We start from the raw sequence: 25,541 nt of genomic DNA, 5'->3' as shown, positions 1-25,541 counted from the left end.
TTCGTAGTAAGTACCACACAAGCTACTACTACTCGAGAACGCAACGACAACAAGACAAAATTTTACATTTCTTGAAATAGTTAAACGAGACTCACAAAACCGCAACATTAGTGATTGTTTTTACCTCCATGTTGCTGTTTTATTACTAACATCCAGTAGGATTAAAAGTTACTGATTTGTCATATACACAACTTAAACCATGGGGAATCTTTCATGATACACCTCAAACCTAACGATTTTTTTCACAGTTCAAATAGTTTTATCACTACTGAACTACGCACTCCTCAAGAGGATTTTCCTGAACATTATCATTCATTTGAAGAAATTATTATTGTCTCCAAAGGTAATGGCCTTCATGCTATAAATGACGTTCCTATGTGTTTGAGTAAAAATTACGTTTGTTTTGTAGCACAACAAGACCGTCACCTATTTGAAAACGTTAACGACTTATTTCTAAGCAATGTCCTATTTATCCGTGATAAGTTGGAACCTTCTTTTTCCTTAACACAGTTTTTACCATGCACATTAAGTGGCAGTGTGGATTGGTTTATCGAAGATGAGGCTGCACATCGGGTTCACGTGATTATCGAGCACCTAAATACTGAATCGCATGTCAACACACTCGCATCTGCTGCGATGACAGAGTTGTTGTTTCAGCAGTTGGTTGTAGAATTATGGCGAGGCCGTATCGTTGATACTAGTTCGCTCTCACTGAGCGATAAAGTCACGCAGACTATCATGTACGTCAACAAAAACTACAAGGAGAAGTTGAATATTGAACTGGTTGCAGAGCATATTAAAGTTCCTATAAGAACACTAACCAGAGAGTTCAAACGGGCGACGGGAATGAGCTTTAATCATTATATACATTTTGTTCGAGCTCAGCACGCGATGCAGTTATTGCTAAACTGTGAATCAAGTATCACAAAAATAGCATTCGATGTCGGATATTCAGACAGCAATTATTTTTCGACAAAATTCAAACAAGTAATGAAAAAGGCACCAAGACAAGTTAGACCTCTTTGTTAGTCCTTTCTAATGCCGACAACTAAGACGAAGACATTCCAAAAATAACTGCAATATAGGAGTTAACGGCACGCCTACGTCTACCCCCGCTAGCCCCAAGCGCAAACCAAAAATGCTTGCAATGCCACTCTATCCGCCGACCACACGTTCATAAACAGCTCAAAGAATTGCGTAAACCATCTACTCTCAGACTTAAAAAAACACTTTCAATTAATGTAATCCAATGTCCCAATTAGTGTTTGGTTTATGGGTAACCGTTTAGCGAGATAGCTTGACTATATGAGATTAAGGCTGATAACCCTCGCTTTTTGCAGGTTTCAATGAGTATGTGAATACGACTCCGGAACTTATCTCCAGCATCTGAGGTAGTGCCAAAACTGATTTTCCTTTGGATTACAAAACCACGTTCTACCTCATTATTCGTCAAAGGAATTGAGGTTTGCTTGAGGAATACCCATAAACTCTCTCTATGCTTGATGAGCAATTGGCACCTTCCTCGATAGCGTTTGACCGATCATATCGGTTCCCTTCGTCAGCCAATGATCAAATGACTTTTGTAGTCTACGCATGCGCCGTAAGTATCGTGAATACTCTAGTTTACTTTGCTCATAGCGATGCCGAGCGTGAAAGAGAGCCTTCGTGAATAAACAAAGGTGCTTTCCAATATAAGCTGTGTAGCCACCTCCACTATAATCAGCCATTTGCTGAAGATTACGCTGAACATGTGCCCAGCACGTTGACGTCGATCTGCCACTATCCAATTATAATTTGGGCATTGCGGCATTCTGACTACACAATGACGAGGGAAGACTTACTCGCAGCTGCAACGCAGCTTGCTCAAAATCCGTTCAAATATAGTTGCGCTTTGGGGAAATTATGAGGGGATCCCTCAGTACTATACCTGTGCAATTTTTGCCTTTCTAAAACCCAAAGATAGGCGTAGAAACCTCCAGTAGTAGCGCCTAAGCTCAACAAGTATTCTGCCACAATAAATACATATCGCTTTTCAATTCCTTTTAGATTACTAACTATGAAATAGCTAACCTTGCAATAATTATAATATAAGGACTTTAGATGAAACCTATTAATTACAGCTTGTTACCCAAACAGCTTATTACAGCCAAATTACCTAAGTTTAAGAAACCGACGCTATTGTCTGCAATGATATTATCCCTCGGTGCAACGTCGTTCAGCGTTTTCGCAGACAACACGCCAAATAACGGAGAGATGGTCGACTACTTTGCAAACAATGGGTTCGGTAATTCTCTAGCGATCGTGCAAGCTCCTGCTGGCATACATGAGAACGATGTCACCTATCTCACTTACCAGGGCGACCTCGAAGATCCCTATGTGGTGTCTTACAATCACAAGACCAAAGAGTGGCAAGGCCCTATCAAAGCAGGGTTCAGTGAGTTAGGTAAGGATAACTATTGGGCACCATCTGGGCGTGCTATCGATAATCACGGTAAACCAACTATGATTATTGATGATCTTGGCTACATCCACATTTTCTTTGGTGGACATGGTGGCAGTGCTCGACATGGTGAAAACCCGCTGGGTGATGTTCATGATGGCAGAAACAAGCACATTGTCTCTAAGAAACCCCACGACATTTCTGCATGGGTAGAGCTTGACAACATTCCTCCATTTGGTAACTACAACCAAGCAGTGAAAATGGACAACGGTGATATATACCTGTTCTATCGTCATGGTGCTCATGAGAGTGACTGGGTCTATCAAAAATCAACAGACCACGGTCGCACATTCGAAGCACCTATATCATTCCTCAAACATAAGGAACGTGAAGACGTTGACGCTGTTGATAGCTGGTATGCATGGGCAGTAAAAGGGCAGGGAGATGATATCGTTATTACTTATGACTATCACCTTTGTTGGAAAACTCATGCCAACAATGGCAGAGGACACACGACCGAACGCCACAATACCTACTACATGGTTTTCAATACCAAAGAAGGGACATGGCGCAACGTCAAAGGTGAAACATTTGAACTGCCGGTAACTCGTGAACTTGCCGATGAAAAGACACTCGCTTTCGATACCGAGGATAAATGGACGTTCAATGGTTCTGTTCATTTGGACCAAAATGGCAACCCACACATTGGGACAAACATTGGTGTTGATTTAGGTGTTAAAAAAACGGGTGGACCAAAACAGACGTCTCACATTCGCTGGACGGGCGAAGAATGGGTCGGCGGCAGTCCAGTCAACCCTGCTGCGGTAAACTGGGGCGTTGATACGCGTGGTGATTTCTTTATTTCATCACCAGAGAAAATAACATTTGCGCTGGGCTATAAAGAGAAAGGAGATGGTGTCGTAGCCTACTTTACTTCTGAAAATGGCGGTCAGACATTTGAAAAGAGCACAGAACTATTGCGCAGAGCGAAGTCTGGTTGGGCAATGTCCGCCATGATTAGCAATGCTCACCCTGATGCTCGACTGTTTATCGCCGAAAAAGCCAAAGGAGAGAAACAGTGGCGCAAAATGTACCTCCTCGGAGATAACGGACCAGTTCAAAGATCACTGAGCGCAGCGAACACCCGAACTGAATAAAAGCGATAAATAAGACCTCAACGCCCTAAACTAAAGGAAGTTGAGGTTTTTTTGACCCAGACAATCTGAACATTAATCCGTTCCCATATCAATGATCAAATCTAAATCATAGTCATATTTTGCTTCTAAACTCAGGTTATTACATTCTTCTGAACTCAGATTCCAAGATTTATTCTCAATTCTGGATCGCATTTCATCAAGGAACTCTACTTTGTCTTGCGTGCTATTCGACGCTATAGCAACTCCATATGCCTCACAAATATCTTGATCGGTCATTGCAAAAGCGCTCAATGACATAAAGACGGAAACTACTGCAACAACTAATTTCATAATTTATTCCTCATTTCAATCGTGTGACTCATCAATAAAAGTAGTCAACATCACGTTTTTATCAAAAAATATTTTTCAATAATATTCTCAAAAGCAAAAATAAACACTAAATAGAATAAAATTAGCCCAAATTTCATTGTTATGAACGATGAAGGGAGAATGGATGGAATCAGTAGGATAGAGATATAGCACATTTAGATCGTTCTTATTTTGCTTCCATAAAAAAACAGACCCTCAAAAAAGGGCCTGATTTAATACCAGCTAAGTAATTTTATATTAAAAACTATACAAGAAGCCTACCCTTGAACGAAGTTGGTAGTCGTCCGACCTATTACTAACTGGAACACCTGCAAACGTAACAAATGGCGTCCAACCTTTGGCTACTCGGTAATACGCTTTTAGCTCAAGGTGCTGTTTCCAGTCATCATTATTAAACTGAGGAACATTGTCAAGGCTCTTAAAGTAGTCATATGTCAGACCAAGAGTCCACTCTTTATGTCGATAATTCAAATTAAACTGGTATTGACTTTTCTGCGTAGTATCTTTGTCGTCGCTCCGAACATGAAATTCATGCTTGTATTTCAACTCGGTATTGAAACCGCTGCCAATATCATAACGAAAACCCATCTGCGGCTTCCACAGTAGCCCACTAGTCACTGATGTCACTTGAAGCTGTGGGATAAGTCTGATTTTGTCATCGACGTTGTAACGATAACCAAGTTGAACCTCACCACTGCCCAATTGATATGTGCTCAGTGTTTCGCCCTTGTGAGAAACCTGAACGCCATAGAACGTGTTACCAGAACTGGCACCGAGTTTAATCAACGTAGCGTTCTTGTTTATTGGGTTACTAGGATCGGACAAGTGTTCTTGACGGACCATCAATGTTGCTGAAAGAGCAGAGGTACTGATAAGGGTAGAGGCCACTGCTAATGCTATTAGATTCACTTTTTTCATGTTTCAATTCCTTGAATTATTATTTTTTAGCCAAGCTTATTGATTACTCATTCTCAGTATGATTAAAGTTTATTTTTTAAGCATGCTAATTTTCTCAGTTATTTACATTGATTTTAAGATTAATCTTTGTTAACAAACGAGACAATTTCTGCACAAGGAAAAGGCAAATACTATTATGTTGTATTAGAAATTTAAGTGTGCAACATATGATATCTGGCTAAGCAAAAACAATTATTGACCATGTCAGTGTCTATATAAATACTAATCGTTGTTTGATTATATTTTACAGATAAGGCGATACAGTATGAAAAGAGTTGCGTTATTATTATGCAATGGATTTGAGGAAGGCGAGGCAATCAACGTTGTTGATATATTGCGTCGTTTACAAATTTCCGTCACCCTATTGTCTTGTGAAGTTGAGGTTAAACTCACTTCCTACCATGGAGTAAAGATCATTGCTGATGAACTATTTTCTGACAACATTGAGAGTGATTATGAGGCTGTCATTCTTGTGGGAGGACCGCCTAATACAGACAAACTCGGCAACGATAGTACAGTAGTTCAATTCATCAAGAAGCACATAGACAAAGGAGCTTACATAGCTGCCCTCTGTTCTTCTGGAGCCAAAGTCCTAGCTAGGAACTCACTACTAGGCTCCCACCGTTATGTGTGTTGTGGCGATTTTTATTTTAACTACCCCGATGGTTCATACATCAATCAACCCGTCGTAATTGATGGTCAATTTATATCCGGTCAAGACTATGGTTACACCATCGACTTTGCATTCGCAGTGGCAGAGATCCTACTGGGAGATACGAGAACAAGGTCAACTGAAATGAGCGATGTAGATTGGGTTGCAAAGCATATTAACTACCGTCGATTTACCGACTATTGGCTTTAAAAAGGTTCATCGCGGCTTTCCGGGGAAAGCCGCTTTTATCTTCAAGAAGAAGTAGTCAGTATCTCGATAACCATATCCCATTCGCTTGATTAGCTTTATCTTGTTGTTTATCCCTTCAAGCGTGCAGGTATTTAACGGATAACTTGCCGATGCGATAACCCCGTGAAGATATGGTCTGAGTTTTCGTGCAAACTCTTTTAATGGCTTAATCCCACTCTCTTGCACTTGTTCCCACCACGCGTCCCAGAGCCCCTTAGCGTGCCCTTCTGATTCACAATACCAAAGTTCTTTGAGTTGTGCTCCGAGTATATAAGTGGTCATTAAGTCCTTATTGATATTCAATATTTCAGTAAGATAGCTTTCTTGGCGTGTATTTAAGTTGCCTCTATTTTTCAGCAGTACCCAGCGTGAACGCTTCACCCATTGCCTCGCTTTTTTTGTCTTGCTTAAGTTTGTTAGCTTGGTCGACTCTAACTCTATCCATCACCTCGCGACTGAACTTAGCGACAACATGGAATAAGTCGTAAACGATTTTTGCGTTCGGACAGTGCGTTTGAACTTCAAGATCGAAAGCCGTATTCATGTCCATCGCGACGGCTTCGATATTTATCCCATGCTCGCCTAATTGCTCGAAGAACGGTCGTATGTCTTTGCGGCTACGACCTAATCCTATCCAAATGACTTGGTGAGTCTTAGCATCAGCGATGACCGTGGCATATCGATGTCCTTTAAAGATGGCGAACTCGTCCATGACGAGTTGCCTTAGGTCTTCCCATTTTATTGACGGTACAACTTGTCTAAGCCGGTGTTTATCTATCTCTTTAATTGTGTGCCAATGAACGCTCGTTAACTGGGAGATATGCTTAATAGGGAGAAGAGGTAATAGTTGTTCTATATAGCTTTTTAGGCGCTTCGTTATGCGAGCATAAGGCTCTAACCAAGATAGAGACTCTGTTTTTATGCCGCAGTCGCGACACTTAATCCTTCGAGTTTGAACGGAAAGTTCAACTGGAACACCGAGTAACATGGCATCCTTTACATGACGCCATTGATACTCATGGATAGCTTCGGCTTCAAGACCACAGAGGCATTTAGCTTCAGAGTTAGGTTTAAGAGTAAGGGTAATAAGTGTTGCTGTCTGGTGAGACTTTACTATTTGAAAGCCTTCCCAGAATGAAGATAGGAAAGTATGATTCGGCATGGAAACGGTAGTTTGTGTATGATTTTTGTTTGGCGACTAAACCATATCACTTACTACCGTTTTTGTTTTAAGTTCCCGCTAATCCGCGATGAACCTTTAAAAATAGTTGAGAATCTCTAAGTTTTTCCACAATCAATAATATGAAAGAAGCCAACAAGAACAGCATCCTATTGGCTTCATTTTATGTCGCTTCCAATTAAAGATCTAAATCAATAACTTGTAAATAAAGTGGTCGAGAGTTACCTTGCGAACGCTCCATTAGGTAGTAATACAATTTACCATCTTTGATATGTACCTTACCGTGGCTAAACTTTCTGTCTGACTGAGACTCATACACTCGCTCGAACTCGTTGGTACCGCCTTTTGCTTGTTCTATATATGGCTTGCCATCCTTATTCAAGCCAATGATGTAAATATTATCACCTGCAGTGTAGATATTAGAGGCACCTATAAAGTCATCTGAAATGATAAACTCTTTTTCACCTGCAGGCTTATAAGAGTGTAAATGAACCATTTCAAAGTCTGGGCGCTTGTTATCTCTTGACTTAACACGGCTGATCATGTGTATATCGCCCTTCTCTGTCACTGTCCAATCAAAGTTTTGCACTATGTGTACCGAATCTTTCTCAGTATGCGAAATGTAGTCGCCAGGCTCAAACACTTTAATTTCGTCAGAGTTCACTAGTGGGAAAGTCATGCTCCCGCCCTGATGGTTCTTCCAATGACCATCGCCATTAGGGCTATCAGAATATGCGTAGTAAACACCATTTTGGTATACGAATTTATCTTCTACATTGGCGCGTTGTTGGAAACCAACACGAAGCTTACCATTGAGGTACTTCATACTACCGTACAGACCCCAGTCGTACGCATTGCCATGAGACTTAGCATCTAGAACATTAAATTGTTTCCAGTCCGACCAATGGCCGTGCTGCGCATCATAGTGAGCAAAAACATAGCCTCCGTTGTTGTTGCCACCCTTGCGCATATATACCAGCAGTGTTCCGTCATCGTTGGTGTAGAAAGTCGGATAAGTTAGACCATGGTAGCTATCATAATCAATCTTGCCACTGAGAGTTAAGTGCTTGTAATCATCACTACCTTGGCTTAGTGGACTGGTATCTTTGACAAATTTGTCAAGCGTAAAGTCTTTATCAGCAACTTCTGCGGCTCCTGGCACACTATACGAGTAGCGGAAGTAGTCTTCGCTAAATGAGCCATCCAAAGGTCTGTCTGTACCATAAGCATGCATATCATAAAGTAGATGGATGGTGCCATCGATTGGACTTATTTCAACTGCAATGGTGTTATGTGACTCACCGATGTGTGGCTGATTTAGAAAACCTGTATGTTGATGCGGGAACTCAATGGTTTTTATGGCTCCGGTTTTGGTGTTTAGTCGACTTAGCATTACGTGCCTGTCCTGCTTGCCACCACGATACCAAGTCATGAAAACATAATCTTTGTAGGTTTTTACACTATCTCCATGGGCAGAAATTTGAGGTCCAAACTTAAAGTCATAAACATCAGAGCCATTGTCTTCGGCATGTCGAGCTTTTATTCGACTTCCGTCAAAGTGAAGGGCGCCATCGGTGATTTTTACTTCACTTTCGAGCGTAATCGCAGCATTCGCTGTACCAGCAGGTACAAATAACATTGAGCCCAATATAGCGCTCGCACATAAGCTAAATTTAAACTTACTCATTGACATTCCTATCATAGTTATTTTATTTCACGTTAATTTGCCACTTAATTTATATTCACATACAACTACTCATCAATATAAGTGACGTAATATTTAGGTTATCAAGAATCACTACAACAAAAAACACGTACTATTGCAGTAAAAAATGGCAATATTTGCAGCAATCTACACTTCGCTACGTTCAATCATTTTTTTAGCGCTATAAATGTCCGAAACTTCTTCCATAGCAATCATCTGAGAAACTATGTTACCTATACCCGTGGCCTCAACTGGGCCAACAATTATGTTACAACCTGTTTCTTCCTCTATTAATTCATTGAGAAATTCGTTCTTACACCCGCCACCAATAATATTAATAGTTCTGATATCCTGCTCTGTTATTTCTGACATTTCATCAATATACTTCTTGTAACAAATAGCTAAACTACGGTAAACGCATACGCTAACTTCCCCGACAGTCTTAGGTGGTGTTTGGCCAGATTCCCTACAATAATTAACAATTTCTTCTATCATATTGTCGTTTATAAAAAATCTCTGGTCATTGACATCAATAACGGACGTAAAGTTTTTAGCCTCCCTTGCTAGATTAACGAGTTCCGAAAATGAGTATCGATGGTCAAGGTTTCGGGACACTTCTTGGACAATCCACAAACCCATAATATTCTTTAGAAACCGGTAGCGTTTATCTACTCCACCCTCATTAGTAAAGTTTTTTAGTCTTGACTGTTCACTAACGATTGGCTGTAGTAGTTCCTTGCCTAATAAGGACCAAGTTCCCGAACTGAGAATAACGCCGCTGTCTTCTATATTTAGGCTACTTGCAATAAATGACGCCCCGGTGTCGTGAGTAGGTGGTAGAATCACTTCACAATCAAAGGCAAGTTCGTCGACTAACGCTTGCTTTAAATTACCGACTTTTGATAGAGGAGGTAGTACTTCATGAAATACCTCTTTTTTTAGTCCGACAAAATCGATAAGTTCCTCATCCCATCTGTTGGTCTCTATGTTATACAGTTGTGTCGTAGTAGCATTTGTATACTCGTTTACTTTTTTCCCAGTTAACAAGTAGTTTAAATAATCAGGGATCATGAGGAATGATTTGGCTTGGCATTTAACTTCGTCGGAGAGTGTCTTTAACTGGCAAATGGTATTAAAGTCCATAAATTGGATACCCGTTTTTGCATAGAGCTCTTCACTACCAACTTGGGAGCAAATCTCTTTCATCACTCCATTGGTTCGTCTATCGCGATAAGACACCGCATGGCCTATCATACAATCTTCACTATCCAGAAGGACGAAATCGACCCCCCAAGTGTCAATACCCAATGCTGTGGGTTGTTTCCCTTGTTTTACACATTTTCGAAGACCAGTAATTATCTCAGAGAACAGATAATCTAGATCCCAACAGAGCTGCTCGTCTACTTGGTAGATTTGATTGTTAAACCGATGAATTTCTTCTACCTTTAGCTTACCATTGTCCAGATAGCCTAGCATATGCCGCCCGCTGGATTCACCAATATCAACTGCCAAAAAGTAATTCATTACAACCTCCGATGCTTACTGATCGTATATTTTAATTGGCAATAACTAACTAATAAATATAGAGCTTTGCACTCCCAAACATCATTTTTTGCGCACTTTCACGATGACTTATCGCTATCACAATGAATGCGTAGGCCCTGCCTCAAGGGTATAGAGTTGTTAAGCGGTGGTATAAATTTGACGTGGTCTTATTCCCACTGAAAGGGCTAAAGCCATCGTGACGGGGCCCCAAAATTTCACCGCTTGCGTCCCCCTATCATTGATCAAACTCACAATTAAACCGATGATTCAATTTTTTTATTATTTTATATGTATATTTGAAATATCTGCGGTGTAAGGCAAATTTTGGTCGAAAGTAAGCCAATGTTTGCGTCACATCACATAAATAGAATAGGGTTCTAAGTGAGGTTTATTATGGATAGAGGGCTGTATGATTTTATGAAAAGAATGAGGTCTACTAATGTTGAGGAAGAAGGCATCATCCATAAAAGCTCCGGTATCGACAATAGCATTTTTACTGATAGATACCGTAAGATCATATCCTTTGATAAAGTGTGTCCGAATGGAAAAATGATTTCTATAAGAAAGCATACTCGCTTTATACATTACCCTGCACACAGCCATGATTATGTTGAAATATGCTATATCCTAAACGGAAAGTCGGTGCAAGTAATCGAGAATGAAGAGGTAGAGCTTCTAAAAGGAGACCTGCTTTTCTTAGGTCCAGGTGTCACTCATGAAATATACCCGTCATCTGATGACGATATAATCGTAAACTTCATTATCCACAAAAAATTTTTCAGTTATATCTTCGAGTTCATCAATGAAAATTGTAATTTGTCTAACTTCTTTACAGATGTGGTGTTCAAAAAATCTTCTACCTCGGCACTTATTTTCTCAACCAAAGGGAATGGTAAACTTGAGGGATCACTCAATGAAATGCTTTCAGAACTCGACGGTGATGAAGATTTGATGGAGCCTCGTGTTAAGTTCTTACTCGGTATCCTTGTACTTGATCTAACGCTTGAAGAACCGAAAAGAATTGAAAAAGTATCTTATGATCAAGGTGTTTTCTGTAAAGTAATTACCTATATGGAGAGAAATCTCAAAACAGCCAACTTAAATGAGATTTCTGATCAACTTAAAATGAAAAACTATAATCTCTCTAAGCTGATTAAAAAAGAGAGTGGTGTCACATTCAATAATCTGCTTAGGGAAATTAGGTTCAATAAGTTCTGTGAAATTATTAAGATCAGGAATATAAGTATTAACGATCTTGCTATAGAGGTAGGTTTTTCGAATACCAGTGATTTCTACAAGAAGTTTAAAGCTAAGTTTGGTGTATCACCAAGGGAATATCGAAACACTCACTAATTAAGGCTCCCCAAATTGATAGTGACATTTCCGAAATTTCAACTCTGATTCAACTATCAAGCGCCATCCTTATAAATGATATGATGGCGCATAATTCCAAAACACCAAGATGATTAACTGACAAAGGGTAATTAGCTATGGCTAAAAATAGCTAGTGATATGTTGAGACGTCTTAATAAGTCAATGGTATGATGCCCAATACCTTACGTTATTTGCTTATGCTGCTACTCAAGTTGGCTCGTGTTGCCAACTTGAGTTTGCAAAACCTGGTATGATTAGAGCTAATTACTAAATATTGGTAATCACACCAAGCTGTATCACATAAATCTATTTCATACTCGCGCCTGTTACCAAAACTAAGATATCGTCAACAACCTCAGTTTCACCGACATAAATACCCCATCGGAATCCAACTTCTTCTGTACGCTCAAATTGACCACTACCAACAAGTTCCTCATCGATATACATTTCATAATCTAAGCCATTGTCACGGACTCGCATATCAAATGGTTTACCAATTGCATTATCAGTAATTTTGATTTTGTCCCCGATACGTGGGTAGAACCACAAACTGCCGTCGCCGTGGACCCTTAACATAACTGACCAATGATCCACATTGTTGCCTTTGGCTTGAAACAATGAACAGTAATGCTCTTTTACAGGCTGTGCTGAACAACCCTTAGCTTTTAGCACGTTAAAGCGTGCAGAAAACTCATGCCATTCACCTGGTGCCCAGCGGTCATCCGGACTGAAAGCCTCTATGCGAGCAGCTAATCCACGTTCTCCGCTGACACTTTCTTCGTCTTTAAACAAGCGGAAAATTTGAGTATTGCTATCCTCTTGATACCAGCGGCTCCATGCGCCAAATTTACTTGGGCTAATTGATGTATTGCCAACTGTATGTATACGGTAATTGTTGGCCTCGCTGTCTATTGGTCGATTGCCGTATGGACCTGTTTCGACCGTCTCTGGTTTTATAGTGATAGTCGAACCCTGAACACCTGTTGACGTTGGCGTGCCAAGTGGTGATAGATTACCGGTGTCTAATACCTCTTGCCACGTCATATCAGTTCCGTTTTGACTATAGAACTGACTAATATCAACGGGGGCTTTTCCCTGCACAGTGGTAACAGACGATTGAATAGTACTAGAGTGATAACCACCTACACTGCCTCCAGTTAAATCTTGTCCACTACTATAGCTCTCAAAGTCATCAGAAAAGACCACTTTTTGCGAATCATTTGAGTACACCTCAAGATTGTCCACTAAAAGCTCGTAACGACTGGTTTTACTGACCGAACCTACACGCAGAGAAAAGCGATCTACAGGGCCAGAGATTACTGCGTAATCTACTGTTTCGTCAGCGATAACTTCACCACTTTGTATGATCTTAAATGTGAAGTAGTTCTCGTCCCAGCTTGTTTCGATGGACATAGGAACGCCAAATTCAAACTTACCCACCTCATCAGAAAAGCCAGGATTTCCCTCACGGTAGCGAATTCTCCCTTCTCCTCCGTCAGTAGGGTCATTATCCATAACGATGTCGCCGAAGTTTTTACCCGAAGTGAAACTACCATTAAAGAGACCCACATATGCGTAGTCGCTTTGATTATCACCAACCTTATCATCGGTGTTAAGACGCACAGTGGCATCTAACATTAATTTACCAGAGCTGACTTTATCTGACGGAACAGCAAATCGAAGCTCACCGGCGCTAGTGGTCAAAATATCTTCAATTTTGCCCACTTTGTTTTCAGTGGTATTATCAGCCTGCTTTACAGCATCGGTTACCGTTTCATCATCAGAGCGGTCTTCGCCGATTAAGTCACCTTGATTTCCAGTATTAATGGTAAGTAGATTACTCTCGACAGAATATGTCCCAGATACGACGGAAATAGCATCACCTTCGTAGTATGTAAATGAAATGGTTTTTTTATCCTCATCATGGTCATAATCAGAGTACTCGATTTGATAGTTTCCAGCTCCTGCACCATCATGATAGTACTTCAGATTTTCATCGGAGAATAGATAGATATTAGGTAGAGCTTCAGCTGTATTTGACAGTGAAGTTACACCTTGTGGTGCTAGCTCCCAAAGCACGCCTGATAGCTTATTACTGTCTCCTGGAGGTGCTGTCGGCCCTTCATTTATTTTATCGTCACTGTTACAGCCAGCCATTAGCATAGAGCTACACAGTATAGATAGTAAGATCCTGTTTTTCTTCATATGATGTTTCACCTAATGTTGGAATTAAGTCCTTTTTATATATCCGTGCACGCCTAATTTTGTGTTTTATTAAATAATCGACCTGATTTAAGTGGTTTACTTGCGTGCAAGTATTGATATACTGCTTAGGTTGCGCATCATAAACAATGTAAATAATTGGTAACTGTTACATCAAAGTTTGCATCGAAATGGAATACTATGTATTTAGTATTAGTTAACGATCTTATTTAGTAACTTTATCTATAATGACTTTATGTGTTGTTAATTGTTACCAGAATAGTTTGATTGACTTAATGTAATACAATAGAACTTTCAGTTGACGCTACATCTTTATGTATAGTTTTAACAAGATGTTTATTTTAAAGTCATTACCTAATCATGTTTAGTATTAGGTGAATATAAGATGTTTGCCATTCGAGCAGACGCCCTCACTCACTAACATCTTGTGAGGTTAGTTTCATTAAACAAACCCTTGCCACAGACGATATGACAAGGATGCACTACTTCAATACCAACTAGATACAAAAACGCCCGATACTCTATATCGGGCGCTCATATTCATAGTTCGTAGCTTAAAATATACTCAACATTGCTGACCATCACACCGCTGTTTCTTGGGCGAACGTTTCTTTTTTCTCAACCGAGAGTTTTTCCACCAGTTTAGATAGAGCTTCTACAAAGTAGTAGTCACCATATATAAGTGAGCAATTTACACCTAAGCCTTTAGGGCAGTTGAACGCCCCTCCTGTTAAGATTCCCTGCTGGGTGTCGTCACCTGATGTACAGTAGTTGTCGTACAGACTCTTGAGGATTCGATTGGCAGCATCAAAGTAATGTGCTTTCTTTGTTTCATCTTCAACAAACTCGGAGATGAGAAGCATACCGCTCGCAGCACATGCTGCGGCCGAGGTATCTCTTGGCGTATTTTCATCCCTTGGAGCTCTAAAGTCCCAGTGTGGGACTGAATCTTCTGGTAACTGATCAATAAAGAAGTCAGCGGTTCTCATGGCCGCTTCAAGATATCTTGGCTCTTTAGTATATTTATAACTTAGTGCACAACCATGAATTGCCCACGATGCGCCTCTACTCCAAGCTGAGCCCTCATTGTAGCCTTGACCGCCATAGTAGCTTTTCACATCGCCAGTCATATAGTCAAACTCAACCATATGTCTTACCGAACCATCTGGTCGAATAAACTCTTTGAGCACCGTATCAGCATGGGCCATGGCAATCAGTTTGAACCGCGGAGCATCGAGTTGATCGGCAGCCCAGTATAGAAGAGGCAAGTTCATCATGCTGTCGATAATACTCAAGCCTCTCGGGTCTGCAGCACTTACATCATTCTTGTTCCATGCAGTTAAGAAGCGCCCATTGATGTTAAATCGACTTGCTAAATGACTCGCGGCTCTAAGTGCGCGATTTTTAGAACGCTCGTTGCCAAGCAATTCATACTGTTTGATCGAAGTAAGTTGCCACATGAAGCCAACATCATGATGGATATTGACATATTCATCGAGTGGGCCATCCATAGTATTCTCACGTGCTATGGCAATGTCTTTAAATGGTTGGTAGAACTCTTTCTCATACAGTAACCACAACAGACCTGGCCAAAAGCCGACAACCCAAGCCCAAGGAGCATGGGTATCTTCATAACGCCCCTCCAATGTCATGGAAGGAAACTGTACTGAAATGTCTTCGCTGGTAAATTTGACTTTCTCAAACACACTTTTCCAAGCATCATTTGCCCACGTTTTCTCTGAATCCATTGCTATCCCTCTACTTCTTTCGGTGATAATTGCGTTAATTTTATAGGTCAAATATAGGGTAATTACCTTGGAAAAAACATGTCTGTTTTTGGTGTAATCAGGGGTGATTTTTGCGATGATCAGCGGGACTATTGCCTAGTTACAGCTCAAGCACAAACGCCAACTCGATAGTTCGTATTTTAAACCGTTCACTGAATTTCGTGCATACCAATCCACCTTTGCTTGTTAAGCACTTTGAGCATGGCTTAAACCTCACCAACTTGTTCGTTGTAAATTCGAAGCATGAATGAAGCAACTCGTAATTGTTTTACGCGATACATAATGGTCTCCCGCAATAAGCGCTTGTGGTGACCATATTTCCATATCCAACATTGTGTTCAAGCAACAGAGATTTGACACCCATCTGTCAGATTAAGTGGGTAACCTTGTTCCCGGAAAGTTGCCTCCGATCGGAAGGATTAAACGTATGGCTGTCTTAACCCTAATATTTCACCGTCGACTTTTTTGGTTGCAGAAGGGTGCTAAATTTCAACCACTACTGAACAGTGCTCTTGGTTTGCTTTAACATCCCATCGAACGCCTTTCTCGGTGCATGCTTTCATTACGTGCGTAATCCCATCTTTGCCACTTTCAGAAACCCCAAATAATCTAGACCCTAGACTATGCTTGTCGTTAATATCACTAATATCCACCTCAATGATAACAAGCGAGGTTTGCTGGCAATAGAAATATGCACAATGAAAGGTTAGAGCCTCCTGTGTGAGCTTATTCTTGTATATCAGGGAAGCGTTGTCCGGCTTTGGCATAGCCAAGCACTGTACCTTTGTGTACATAATCAGGAAGCTTAATGAGCTTCTTGATAACCTTTTCAAAAATTTGAAAGTTACCTGTAGGAACGACTACTTGCGAAGCCTCAGGACTATTTGGATCATCGCAATCACTGCGATTAATCGCCCAGTCTGTTCTTGTTCCGACTCTATTGCTGTTCAGTGACCAACTCATCTGCCTTAGCGACTGGAAAGTGGGTCAACACCTTCAACCACCAAACAGCTCGTTTAATTTACTAGAGTATAGTTGGCTGCTTCGTCCCCAGAGATATGGCGTGATGGCCTTCACATTTTAGATTGTTGTAGTTAGACATTAGGCCGTCACTTCTCAGTAATCGAAGATCGTTATCCACATAACGAGACTTTAGCTTTGCTAAGGTCGCTTTGGAGTGCTCGGATCATCAGATGAATGATCGACAACTCTTCGTTGAACACATCTTCGACTAACTTAAGGGTAATCACTTCTTTACCTGCAACCACTACTCTTGCTTGGCAAAGGTAAAGCAATGAAACAGCTACATGAGCGACGCTTTGAGTGAGCTCCCAAAACAAGTCCTTCATTGGTGTCGGTGATTGAAACTACTACAACTTCCACATTCTATTGAAAAATCGCTCCCATTCGATTTCACCAATGGCAATAATCTCCAGAGCATTAGGATGATAAGGGTGAACTTCATTGAGAAACTTCATATCATTTGGCCAATCAAAAGCAACTAACTTTTTACGCCCAAGCCATAAATTGCCGCCATTCTCGAGTTCTTTTTTTATGACGGGGATCGTTTCAGTGTCAACGCTGTCTGGAAGCTCTCCTATTAGACCAACTATAACGGCAGCGTCGGTACCATGACCAACGCCTGTTGCACTCAGCGACCCCATGAGTTTAACCACAACTCGGTTAGTCATATCCAGCAAATTTAATTCATCTAATTCGTTCGCGAAACGATTAGCGGCTACCATTGGCCCAACGGTGTGAGAACTGGAAGGCCCTACACCAACTTTAAATAGATCAAAAACACTGATGGACATCTATCACCTCTCTCCGCTAATGGCTTAAAACAATAGTACGAGACCCGGATAAAAATACCCGTTTTTCAATGTGATGCTTGACAGCATTAAACAAAGTAATACGTTCGATGTCCTGACCTTTGGCAATTAAATCCTCAGGGTAATGTGTGTGCCCCACTTCTTGAATACCTTGAGAGATGATTGGCCCTTCGTCCAAGTCATTATTGACATAGTGAGCGGTTGCTCCAACCATCTTGACCCCTTTTTCCCAAGCTTGGTGATACGGACGAGCGCCTTTAAAACCAGGCAACAATGAGTGGTGAATATTAATCGCACGGCCACTTAAACGTTCGCAGAGCCAGGGAGAAAGAATCTGCATATAGCGAGCTAACACAACGAGTTCGACATTGTAGTGATCGAGCAAGCGAACAATTTCAGCTTCCTGCTCTGGTTTCGTTTCTGGAGTGATAGGTAAATGGTGGTAAGGTATACCATGCCACTTTGCAAGCTCTTCAAGATCCGGGTGATTTGAAATGATCACTGGCACTTCAACATTCAATTGACCAGTACGATAGCGGTAAAGTAAATCGTTCAAGCAATGATCATACTTCGAGACCAAAATAGCCATGCGCATACGATGACCTGAAGCCGTAAGATTCCACTCCATTGAGAAATCTCTCGCTCTTACGCCAAACTCGGAGTCAAACGGCAGTGGATCAAAATCAGGCAGTGCTGGTGTAAACTCAATACGAATAAAGAACTGCCCTGTCGCTCTATCGTCAAACGATTGAATTTCGTTAATATAATGTCCTGCATTCGCTAAATAACGCGTTACGACGTCGACAGTGCCACTTTTACTCGGACAATGCGCAGTAAGAATCCAAGTTTGAATTGAATTATCCATAGTTTCCTCTACTGATATGAGAGCCGGTATATCCTATACCGGCTTTATGAGTTGACTTTATTTCGCAATGCGCAAGCCAAACTCTAGGCTTGCATCTTGAATCCACAACCATATGTAGTCAGCAAAACTACGTCGAACAACCAACTCAAACTTATTTACGTCAATTCGACGAATGATAGCGCCACTTTTTGCAAATACTGTTGATACAACTTTACCTACCGGGAACTCATCTAAATGAAGATCAATAGGGGTAGATTTCTTAAGAACATCGACAGCATGTAAACCAGATAGCTCTAGAATTGTTGACCCGCCACTGCCATTTACCAATGAGTAATGACCTTTGACTTGTTCCCGAAAAGCAGACTCAACGTCGAATGCCGCCAACCCTGGTACAGTAATTAACCATTCATCTGGAGATATCCAGCGTGCCGCATACTCCCCCTTTTCCGTTGAAGTTAATGGTTCAAACGGCAGTGGAAAACCAAGTATTGAAGAGACTGCTTCCACTATCTGTTTATCTTCAGGGTTACATCGTAACGTTAGGTGCCCAACGAGCTTTATCTCTTTTAGAATCACCCCTTCTCGATCTGCTGGCATACTCGCTAATTTTTCAAGCTCCACATGATGCAAAGGAGACTCACCAAAGATTTCACCGCTCGGAACCTGATTCATCAAGTCAACCAAAACCTCTTTTTTTTCTTCTCTTATCAGTGTCTTATCATGCATTCTGGCGCTCTCCTTTTGGATCCAAAAACACAGTACTACAAATTTCAGCTTCTATTACGCGACCATCCGCTTGTGGGTAATAGATCTTTTCTCCCATGCGATCAAATCCGCCTTTCACAAAGCCCATTGCGATACTCCTACTTAGGTTTTCGCTCCAGTAACTAGAAGTAACATGCCCAACCATAGGCACCGGAATCGGCGCATTTGGATCAAGTACACCTTGTGAGCCTTCAGGAATGACAACATTAGGGTCAATCGTTTTTAAGCCGACCAACTGTTTACGATTTGATTTGACACAATCTTCGCGTGCCATACCGCGTTTGCCGATAAAGCTAAATGGTTTTTTGTTTGCCACACACCATCCCATACCTAAATCATAAGGATGCACGCTTCCATCGGTATCTTGACCTGCAATAATAAAGCCTTTCTCTGCTCGTAATATATGCATCGTTTCGGTACCGTAAGGTGTGATGTCATATTTCGCGCCGTGCTCAATCAACTTTTTCCAAACGTATAGCCCATAGTTCGCCTGTACGTTAATTTCGAATGAAAGCTCGCCAGTAAATGAGATACGGAAAATACGTGCTGGTACGCCGGCTACTGTCGCTTGTTTCCAGTCCATGAACGCAAAATTTTCTTTGCTTAAGTCACAGTCCGTTAGCTCTTGAAGCAGCTTACGACTGTTCGGCCCCGAGATTGTTGCGGTTGCCCAGTGGTCAGTCACGGAAGTAAAATACACTTCCAGTTCTGGCCATTCTGTTTGATGGTATAGTTCTAACCACTCAAGTACATGAGCCGCACCACCGGTCGTCGTCGTCATTAGGAAGTGGTTTTCACCAAGACAAGACGTGACGCCATCATCAAACACCATACCATCTTCGCCACACATCAAACCGTAACGACATTTCCCGACTGGTAATTTTGCCCACGCATTACTGTAGATCCGCCCTAAAAATTCTCGAGCATCTTTACCCTGAATGTCTATCTTTCCAAGCGTCGAAGCATCAAGAATACCGACCGAATTACGAACAGCCAGACACTCACGGTTTAGAGTCTCTTGCATCGTTTCTGAGCCTCTTGGGAAGTACCACGGACGCTTCCACTGGCCAACATCTTCAAATTTTGCCCCATTTTCAAGATGCCACTGGTGCATAGCTGTATATCGTTTAGGGTCGAATAATTCTTTGCAATTGCGCCCTGCGATCGCACCAAAAGTAACAGGCGTGTAGTTAGGACGGAAAATTGTCGTTCCCGTTTCAGGAATTGACTTGTTAAGCGCTTTCGCTGCGATGGCCATTCCATTGATGTTACCTAGCTTACCTTGGTCAGTACCAAAGCCTAAAGCCGTATAACGTTTAACATGTTCTATAGACTCAAAACCCTCTCGACACGCAAGTTCAATACCCGCGGCCGTAACATCATTTTGAAAATCAACAAACTGCTTTGGTGCGCGTGAAGTTTTTTTAGGATGAGGGATGTGGAAAATGGCCATAGGTTTAGCAAACTGCACTTCATCCGTTTTTGGCAAATGCACATCGACAGCACTCAAACCTAATTCTTGAATCGCCTTGTTTCCGGCCTCAATACCTTCCTTAAGTGCGCCTTGAGTCGTGAACGTGCCATTAATGGCGCCTGCTACTAATTGTTTCTGCTTTGTGTTGCCCGGAACAAAGCCAATCACGCTTTCATCCCATACTGGGCGACTTCCCGTATGACAAGATAAGTGGACAGCCGGACTGAAGCCTCCAGAAGTGGCAATCGTATCGACTTGCAGAGTTTCGCCCGATTTATCTACTGCATTACCGCTTGCATCAAGCTTGTGAATTCGGACTCCGGTGACACGCTTATTGCCCATAGCTTCAACGACTGCTGAGCCTTTGATGATACGGATTCCTCTATCGGCAACTTGTTGAATCAAAGCACTATCTGCATTAGCACGAGTGTCAACAACTGCGCTGACTTTTCGACCTGAAGCGTGCCAATCGAGTGCCGTTTGATACCCACTGTCATTGGCCGTCATTACAACTAGGTTTTCACCTGGAACCACCGAGTAACGATTAATATAAGTGGATACTGCGCTGCAAAGCATACAGCCTGGCAGATCATTATTACCAAATACTAACGGACGCTCGTGAGCTCCCGTAGCAAGCACAACCCACTTAGCTCGCACTCGATGTAAACGTTGACGTGCAGTATTACTAGGCGCAATATCCATAAGATGATCCGTACAGCGCTCGTGTATGGTCAAGAAGTTGTGGTCGTGGTAGCCATTGACGGTTGAACGTGGCAATAACATTACGTTAGGGAAACTTTCTAGTTCTTTAACTACCTCAGCGACCCACTCTACCCCTTCACGACCATCAACCTGAGCTTTGGAGCTAAGTATGTCGCCGCCCATCTCACTTTGCTCATCCGCAAGAATCACACGAGCCCCACCACGTGCCGCGGTTAGCGCAGCCATTAAACCAGCGGGACCTGCACCTACTACAAGCACATCGCAGTGCTGATTAATATTTTCGTAGCGATCAGGATCGCTGTCCAATGGTGAACGCCCTAATCCAGCCGCGCGACGGATGAACTTTTCATAGGTTTCCCACATCGATTTTGGCTGCATGAAGGTCTTGTAATAGAAACCTGGAGGCATCACACCACTTCCGACCTTACCAACCAGCCCCATTACGTCTTTCTCTACGTTTGGCCAACCGTTTGTCGATTGACACACCAAACCGTCGTATAAATCTTGCTGTGTAGCTCGGATATTTGGTACCTGAGTCGCCTCAGTTGCTCCGAGTTGGAATATCGCGTTAGGCTCCTCTGCACCTGCGGCAATAATGCCGCGAGGACGGCTATACTTAAAGCTACGACCAATAACGTCTACTCCATTTGCCAGCAACGCAGAAGCCAAGGTGTCACCGGCATAACCCTTGTATGACTTGCCATTGAATTCAAAACTGATTGACTTTGATTGATCAACTCGGCTTTGCGATGAAATTCGATTTGTTTGTTTCACCTTAGGACTCCTTAACCTGCAACCAATGAAGGTTGCTCTCCAATCTTGTACACTTCCTTGATTTCGTACGTTTGAGTATCACGTGTCATGTTAAAAAACTTACGACAGCCCGCTGAGTGCACCCAAAGCTCATGATGAAGACCACGAGGGTTTTTACGAAAGAATAAGTATTCTCCCCACTCTTCATCAGTACAGTTATCCGGGTCTACCGGACGAGATATATGCGCCTGGCCTTTTGGTTGAAACTCTTCTTCTTCTCGAAACTCACGACAGTGAGGGCAATAAATCAAAAACATAAATTTTCTCCCTGTTAATGCGCTACGCCCGCAGCACCGTGTTCATCAATCAAAGCTCCAGAATTAAAGCGGAACATAGAAAATGGTTTTGCCAAATCATGCATTTCACCTTTAGCCAAACTTGCAGCGAAAACGTTGCCTGAACCAGGTGTTGCTTTGAAGCCACCAGTTCCCCAACCACAGTTAAAGAATAAGTTTTTCACTGGCGTTTTAGAGATGATTGGACATGCATCGGCAGTCGTATCCACTATGCCTCCCCACTGCCTGTTCATTCTGACGCGAGAAAATATTGGGAACATTTCGATGATGGCTTGTACTGTGTGCTCGATAGTAGAGTAAGAGCCACGTTGTCCGTAGCCATTGTAGCCATCAATACCCGCACCGATTACCAAGTCACCTTTATCTGACTGACTGATATAACCATGAACGTGATTCGACATAACTACCGTATCTAAGATCGGTTTGATCGGTTCCGATACTAGTGCCTGCAATGGGTGAGACTCTAATGGCAAATCGAATCCAGCCATCTTCGCTAATACACCAGAGTTACCCGCGACCACGCAGCCTACTTTGTCAGCCATGATATTACCGTAACGATTAGTCTTAACACCTACGACTGCTCCATCTTCGATTATCATATCGACAACTTCTGTTTGCTGAATGAGGTCCACACCCATGCTATCGGCGCCACGAGCGTAACCCCAAGCAACCGCATCGTGACGAGCTACACCTGCATTTTCTTGCCATGACGCGCCAAGGATCGGATATCGAGTGTTAGTAGAACAATCCAAATGGGGCACAAGCTCTTTTACTTGTTGTGTATCAAGTACTTCACCTTGAATACCGTTTAGACGGTTGGCTGCAACACGACGTTCAATGTCACGCATATCCTGTAGGGTATGTCCAAGGTTCAGACAACCGCGACGAGAAAACATTACGTTGTAATTTAGGTCTTGTGATAAGCCATCCCACAGCTTCAATGAATGTTCATACAAGAATGCTGCTTCGTCCCATAGGTAGTTAGAGCGTACGATTGTGGTGTTACGTGCTGTATTTCCCCCGCCTAAATAACCTTTTTCTATAACAGCGACGTTGGTAATACCGTGTTCTTTTGCTAGATAATATGCAGTAGCCAAACCATGGCCACCGCCACCGATAATAATTACATCATATTTCTTTTTTGGAGTAGGATTGCGCCAAACACTTTGCCAATTTTCATGATGTGAAAATGCGTGTTTAATTAGCCCAAAACCAGAATAATGCTGCATTTGTCTGTTCCTTCATTTCAGCTAAAATCAATGACCGTTTTAGAACTCTTGGTATGCAGGGAAGTCACGGCATAGTGCCTGTACTTTGCTTCCTACTTCTTCAATCGAGATCATCGTTCCCTATAGTACGTTTCGATATTTTGAGTAGCGTTGGCCATGTATTATCCTTTAAATTGGTTGCTACCATTATTATTTTGGCGTTAGGTTCTTTAATAATTATTAAACTAAGAGCCACAACGAAAAACCAAAATAAAACAACATTATTTTAACCGAATCGAAACTCTTGGCTTGCGTAATCACGACAAAGCCTTCTAATTTGCGACATCGTTTAAATGACCTCGTTAATACTATTGAGAACGTTAAAATAAAGATCATCAAAAAAGTAGTTCTGTAACTACGTTGAAACCAAAAAATAAAATAAAAACTTGATTACTACTGAACATATTTTACTAATCATGACAAATAATTAGTAATGTACTGAGAGATAAATAAGGCGCTAGATACTTTGCTCTTAAATAATAACGACTTTTAATTTCTATATGCGTTTGCTGAATTAGGTCGTACTATAGAAACAGTTAGCGGGACTGATTTAATTATTATGAAATCAGATAGAGGATGTAAGGCTCACCCTCCCTAAATGATCATCCCGTATAGGATAAAATTTGGGGTCGCTACGCTGGCTATCAAAATATCTCAGCTAATAGCTGAGCCGGGTAACCAGATTGATGACTCTATGAGACATCTACTGACAGTCGGTAGAAAGTGAACCGTACTCGAGGCTGATTACCCAACTTAGATAACGGTTATTGGGACAAATAACCGAAGCGAGATTGATTGAGTTCACGCATACGAGCGAATACGTCAACACCCAATTGATTGTAAACATCGAGAATATCAACCAGTACCCAGTTTTCTCGAATTAACGGGCCTTCACAACGCCAGAAGTCCAAACTACGCATCGTGATCTCTTTGTCACTTGGTGCAATACCAAGCCAGCCATCACCAGAAAGCGTCATACTCATACCTGGCCATGCAGTGAAGGCTACGTAGTTATTTTCCGCAAATAATACGCCATTTTCCCAGATGGTGGTTCTGTCTGGCATCGCATTTAAAAATGGGATCTGATGGTGTTTTCTAAAACCTTGAATGCCACGCGCCGTGCCAATGGTGGATGGTCCATACCAGCTACAACGTGGGTGCCAGTAGGATTCAAGTCCCATTGCTTTGGCACCACCTTCAGCATGTTTGAGTAAGCCATGAAGCATATTGTTGACGACGTGAAAGGTTTCTTGTGTCAATCCTTCATTTGGTTCACCTAGCATTACGCCATCATGAGTTGCTGGTGACGGGACATGCCACTCTCGGCCGAGGCTCGGAGAGAGTGGCCATGATTGAGATTGAATCATAAGCTCAGGAATGTCCCATAGTGCTTGAATTTCCACTACCTGTCCGCCTTCAATGCGATAAAATTCATGAAATCGCATCGATACTTGTTTACCGGTAGGGGGAATATCAAGCCAAGGCTGTTCAAATGTTCCGGTGTAATAGCCACCGGCACCAACCCACTCGTCACCGTTGGCTTCATTAGCCATCAAAATGTAAGTCCGCTTTTCAAGATCAGGAATCGCAGAAATAAGTGGAGCGAAAACTTGATGGTAGTATTCGTTTGGTCCCTGTAACGTTTCAAAAGGGAAACACATCTGCACAATGGCATCAGGCGCTAAAGTTTCGTTTAACAAACGAATAAAATGTTCTGGCTCATGATCATAAAGTGCTTCGTTAAGGGTGTGGATTAAAGCCTTATTCGATGAATACGTTGTCATTCGTTACTCCGTTATAAACTCTTACAGTTACGTGACATTAACAACCAATTATTATACCGGGGTGTTTGGCGCCCATTTCATAA

General features: G+C 41.9%; 19 protein-coding genes and 2 pseudogenes. 4 read left to right on the top strand and 17 right to left on the bottom strand.

Features of this window, described 5'->3' with window-relative positions; all coding sequences use genetic code 11:
• Positions 1–213 precede the first annotated feature (213 nt).
• Entirely contained in the window at positions 214–1,029 is an 816-nt protein-coding gene (locus AC6I7V_RS20975) for a helix-turn-helix domain-containing protein (RefSeq protein WP_498012437.1), read from the top strand.
• A 241-nt stretch (positions 1,030–1,270) separates the two neighbouring features.
• Here AC6I7V_RS20975 and AC6I7V_RS20970 read toward each other — a convergent pair.
• A pseudogene (locus AC6I7V_RS20970) lies at positions 1,271–1,804 on the bottom strand (IS66 family transposase); the annotation flags it as partial.
• A 296-nt stretch (positions 1,805–2,100) separates the two neighbouring features.
• Between AC6I7V_RS20970 and AC6I7V_RS20965 the strand changes: the two are divergent.
• The gene (locus tag AC6I7V_RS20965; protein ID WP_498012436.1) at positions 2,101–3,597 is read left to right on the top strand and encodes a BNR-4 repeat-containing protein; all 1,497 of its coding nucleotides are present in this window, start codon (positions 2,101–2,103) and stop codon (positions 3,595–3,597) included.
• 72 nt (positions 3,598–3,669) lie between these two features.
• Here AC6I7V_RS20965 and AC6I7V_RS20960 read toward each other — a convergent pair whose 3' ends face one another.
• Together AC6I7V_RS20960 and AC6I7V_RS20955 are read right to left on the bottom strand one after the other, a co-directional pair.
• Positions 3,670–3,927 carry a hypothetical protein gene (locus AC6I7V_RS20960; protein ID WP_498012435.1) on the bottom strand — a complete coding sequence of 86 codons (258 nt, stop codon included), beginning with the start codon at positions 3,925–3,927 and terminating at the stop codon, positions 3,670–3,672.
• Between the two features lie 276 nt (positions 3,928–4,203).
• A complete protein-coding gene (locus AC6I7V_RS20955; protein ID WP_498012434.1) occupies positions 4,204–4,884 on the bottom strand; it encodes an oligogalacturonate-specific porin KdgM family protein in 681 nt (226 codons plus the stop codon).
• A gap of 304 nt (positions 4,885–5,188) precedes the next feature.
• Here AC6I7V_RS20955 and AC6I7V_RS20950 point away from each other — a divergent pair, with 304 nt between their 5' ends.
• Positions 5,189–5,785, top strand: coding sequence for a DJ-1/PfpI family protein (locus AC6I7V_RS20950; protein WP_498012433.1), 597 nt, complete (start codon positions 5,189–5,191; stop codon positions 5,783–5,785).
• A 6-nt stretch (positions 5,786–5,791) separates the two neighbouring features.
• Here AC6I7V_RS20950 and AC6I7V_RS20945 read toward each other — a convergent pair.
• From AC6I7V_RS20945 to rhaB, 3 genes and pseudogenes are all read right to left on the bottom strand, one after another.
• Positions 5,792–6,986: pseudogene (locus tag AC6I7V_RS20945) on the bottom strand (ISL3 family transposase).
• Between the two features lie 196 nt (positions 6,987–7,182).
• Entirely contained in the window at positions 7,183–8,691 is a 1,509-nt protein-coding gene (locus AC6I7V_RS20940; protein ID WP_498012432.1) for a BNR-4 repeat-containing protein, read from the bottom strand.
• Between the two features lie 165 nt (positions 8,692–8,856).
• Positions 8,857–10,233 carry a rhamnulokinase gene (gene rhaB, locus AC6I7V_RS20935; RefSeq protein WP_498012431.1) on the bottom strand — a complete coding sequence of 459 codons (1,377 nt, stop codon included), beginning with the start codon at positions 10,231–10,233 and terminating at the stop codon, positions 8,857–8,859.
• Between the two features lie 414 nt (positions 10,234–10,647).
• Here rhaB and AC6I7V_RS20930 point away from each other — a divergent pair, with 414 nt between their 5' ends.
• Positions 10,648–11,607: an AraC family transcriptional regulator gene (locus tag AC6I7V_RS20930; RefSeq protein ID WP_498012430.1), complete on the top strand. Its 960-nt coding sequence runs from the start codon at positions 10,648–10,650 to the stop codon at positions 11,605–11,607.
• 327 nt (positions 11,608–11,934) lie between these two features.
• Here AC6I7V_RS20930 and AC6I7V_RS20925 read toward each other — a convergent pair whose 3' ends face one another.
• From AC6I7V_RS20925 to AC6I7V_RS20875, 11 genes are all read right to left on the bottom strand, one after another.
• Complete coding sequence (locus AC6I7V_RS20925) at positions 11,935–13,791, bottom strand: hypothetical protein (protein ID WP_498012429.1); 1,857 nt, start codon at positions 13,789–13,791, stop codon at positions 11,935–11,937.
• Between the two features lie 641 nt (positions 13,792–14,432).
• Positions 14,433–15,599 carry a hypothetical protein gene (locus tag AC6I7V_RS20920; RefSeq protein ID WP_498012428.1) on the bottom strand — a complete coding sequence of 389 codons (1,167 nt, stop codon included), beginning with the start codon at positions 15,597–15,599 and terminating at the stop codon, positions 14,433–14,435.
• 765 nt (positions 15,600–16,364) lie between these two features.
• On the bottom strand, positions 16,365–16,601 hold the full coding sequence (locus AC6I7V_RS20915) for a hypothetical protein (protein WP_498012427.1): 237 nt from the start codon (positions 16,599–16,601) through the stop codon (positions 16,365–16,367).
• Between the two features lie 170 nt (positions 16,602–16,771).
• On the bottom strand, positions 16,772–16,987 hold the full coding sequence (locus AC6I7V_RS20910; protein WP_498012426.1) for a hypothetical protein: 216 nt from the start codon (positions 16,985–16,987) through the stop codon (positions 16,772–16,774).
• 21 nt (positions 16,988–17,008) lie between these two features.
• Positions 17,009–17,452 carry a serine dehydratase beta chain gene (locus tag AC6I7V_RS20905; protein WP_498012425.1) on the bottom strand — a complete coding sequence of 148 codons (444 nt, stop codon included), beginning with the start codon at positions 17,450–17,452 and terminating at the stop codon, positions 17,009–17,011.
• Between the two features lie 16 nt (positions 17,453–17,468).
• The gene (gene purU / locus AC6I7V_RS20900; RefSeq protein WP_498012424.1) at positions 17,469–18,335 is read right to left on the bottom strand and encodes a formyltetrahydrofolate deformylase; all 867 of its coding nucleotides are present in this window, start codon (positions 18,333–18,335) and stop codon (positions 17,469–17,471) included.
• 57 nt (positions 18,336–18,392) lie between these two features.
• Positions 18,393–19,061: a sarcosine oxidase subunit gamma gene (locus AC6I7V_RS20895; protein WP_261884271.1), complete on the bottom strand. Its 669-nt coding sequence runs from the start codon at positions 19,059–19,061 to the stop codon at positions 18,393–18,395.
• The gene (locus AC6I7V_RS20890; protein ID WP_498012423.1) at positions 19,054–22,071 is read right to left on the bottom strand and encodes a sarcosine oxidase subunit alpha; all 3,018 of its coding nucleotides are present in this window, start codon (positions 22,069–22,071) and stop codon (positions 19,054–19,056) included. Before AC6I7V_RS20890 ends, AC6I7V_RS20895 begins: the two co-directional genes overlap by 8 nt.
• Before the next feature lie 11 nt (positions 22,072–22,082).
• On the bottom strand, positions 22,083–22,367 hold the full coding sequence (locus AC6I7V_RS20885; protein WP_255232931.1) for a sarcosine oxidase subunit delta: 285 nt from the start codon (positions 22,365–22,367) through the stop codon (positions 22,083–22,085).
• Between the two features lie 14 nt (positions 22,368–22,381).
• Positions 22,382–23,635: a sarcosine oxidase subunit beta family protein gene (locus AC6I7V_RS20880; RefSeq protein ID WP_255232930.1), complete on the bottom strand. Its 1,254-nt coding sequence runs from the start codon at positions 23,633–23,635 to the stop codon at positions 22,382–22,384.
• Between the two features lie 803 nt (positions 23,636–24,438).
• Entirely contained in the window at positions 24,439–25,458 is a 1,020-nt protein-coding gene (locus AC6I7V_RS20875) for an ester cyclase (RefSeq protein WP_498012422.1), read from the bottom strand.
• Positions 25,459–25,541 lie beyond the last annotated feature (83 nt).

This window comes from Vibrio sp. KUL70 (assembly GCF_059725515.1).
This window is presented reverse-complemented; position numbering and strand designations above follow the sequence as displayed.

Excerpts from the sequence above, each read along its gene's own strand:
- AC6I7V_RS20975 (WP_498012437.1), top strand. The coding sequence starts at position 214 with ATGATACACCTCAAACCTAACGATTTTTTTCACAGTTCAAATAGTTTT.
- AC6I7V_RS20965 (WP_498012436.1), top strand. The coding sequence starts at position 2,101 with ATGAAACCTATTAATTACAGCTTGTTACCCAAACAGCTTATTACAGCC.
- AC6I7V_RS20960 (WP_498012435.1), bottom strand. The coding sequence starts at position 3,927 with ATGAAATTAGTTGTTGCAGTAGTTTCCGTCTTTATGTCATTGAGCGCT.
- AC6I7V_RS20955 (WP_498012434.1), bottom strand. The coding sequence starts at position 4,884 with ATGAAAAAAGTGAATCTAATAGCATTAGCAGTGGCCTCTACCCTTATC.
- AC6I7V_RS20950 (WP_498012433.1), top strand. The coding sequence starts at position 5,189 with ATGAAAAGAGTTGCGTTATTATTATGCAATGGATTTGAGGAAGGCGAG.
- AC6I7V_RS20940 (WP_498012432.1), bottom strand. The coding sequence starts at position 8,691 with ATGAGTAAGTTTAAATTTAGCTTATGTGCGAGCGCTATATTGGGCTCA.
- rhaB (WP_498012431.1), bottom strand. The coding sequence starts at position 10,233 with ATGAATTACTTTTTGGCAGTTGATATTGGTGAATCCAGCGGGCGGCAT.
- AC6I7V_RS20930 (WP_498012430.1), top strand. The coding sequence starts at position 10,648 with ATGGATAGAGGGCTGTATGATTTTATGAAAAGAATGAGGTCTACTAAT.
- AC6I7V_RS20925 (WP_498012429.1), bottom strand. The coding sequence starts at position 13,791 with ATGCTAATGGCTGGCTGTAACAGTGACGATAAAATAAATGAAGGGCCG.
- AC6I7V_RS20920 (WP_498012428.1), bottom strand. The coding sequence starts at position 15,599 with ATGGATTCAGAGAAAACGTGGGCAAATGATGCTTGGAAAAGTGTGTTT.
- AC6I7V_RS20915 (WP_498012427.1), bottom strand. The coding sequence starts at position 16,601 with ATGAGTTGGTCACTGAACAGCAATAGAGTCGGAACAAGAACAGACTGG.
- AC6I7V_RS20910 (WP_498012426.1), bottom strand. The coding sequence starts at position 16,987 with ATGAAGGACTTGTTTTGGGAGCTCACTCAAAGCGTCGCTCATGTAGCT.
- AC6I7V_RS20905 (WP_498012425.1), bottom strand. The coding sequence starts at position 17,452 with ATGTCCATCAGTGTTTTTGATCTATTTAAAGTTGGTGTAGGGCCTTCC.
- purU (WP_498012424.1), bottom strand. The coding sequence starts at position 18,335 with ATGGATAATTCAATTCAAACTTGGATTCTTACTGCGCATTGTCCGAGT.
- AC6I7V_RS20895 (WP_261884271.1), bottom strand. The coding sequence starts at position 19,061 with ATGCATGATAAGACACTGATAAGAGAAGAAAAAAAAGAGGTTTTGGTT.
- AC6I7V_RS20885 (WP_255232931.1), bottom strand. The coding sequence starts at position 22,367 with ATGTTTTTGATTTATTGCCCTCACTGTCGTGAGTTTCGAGAAGAAGAA.
- AC6I7V_RS20880 (WP_255232930.1), bottom strand. The coding sequence starts at position 23,635 with ATGCAGCATTATTCTGGTTTTGGGCTAATTAAACACGCATTTTCACAT.
- AC6I7V_RS20875 (WP_498012422.1), bottom strand. The coding sequence starts at position 25,458 with ATGACAACGTATTCATCGAATAAGGCTTTAATCCACACCCTTAACGAA.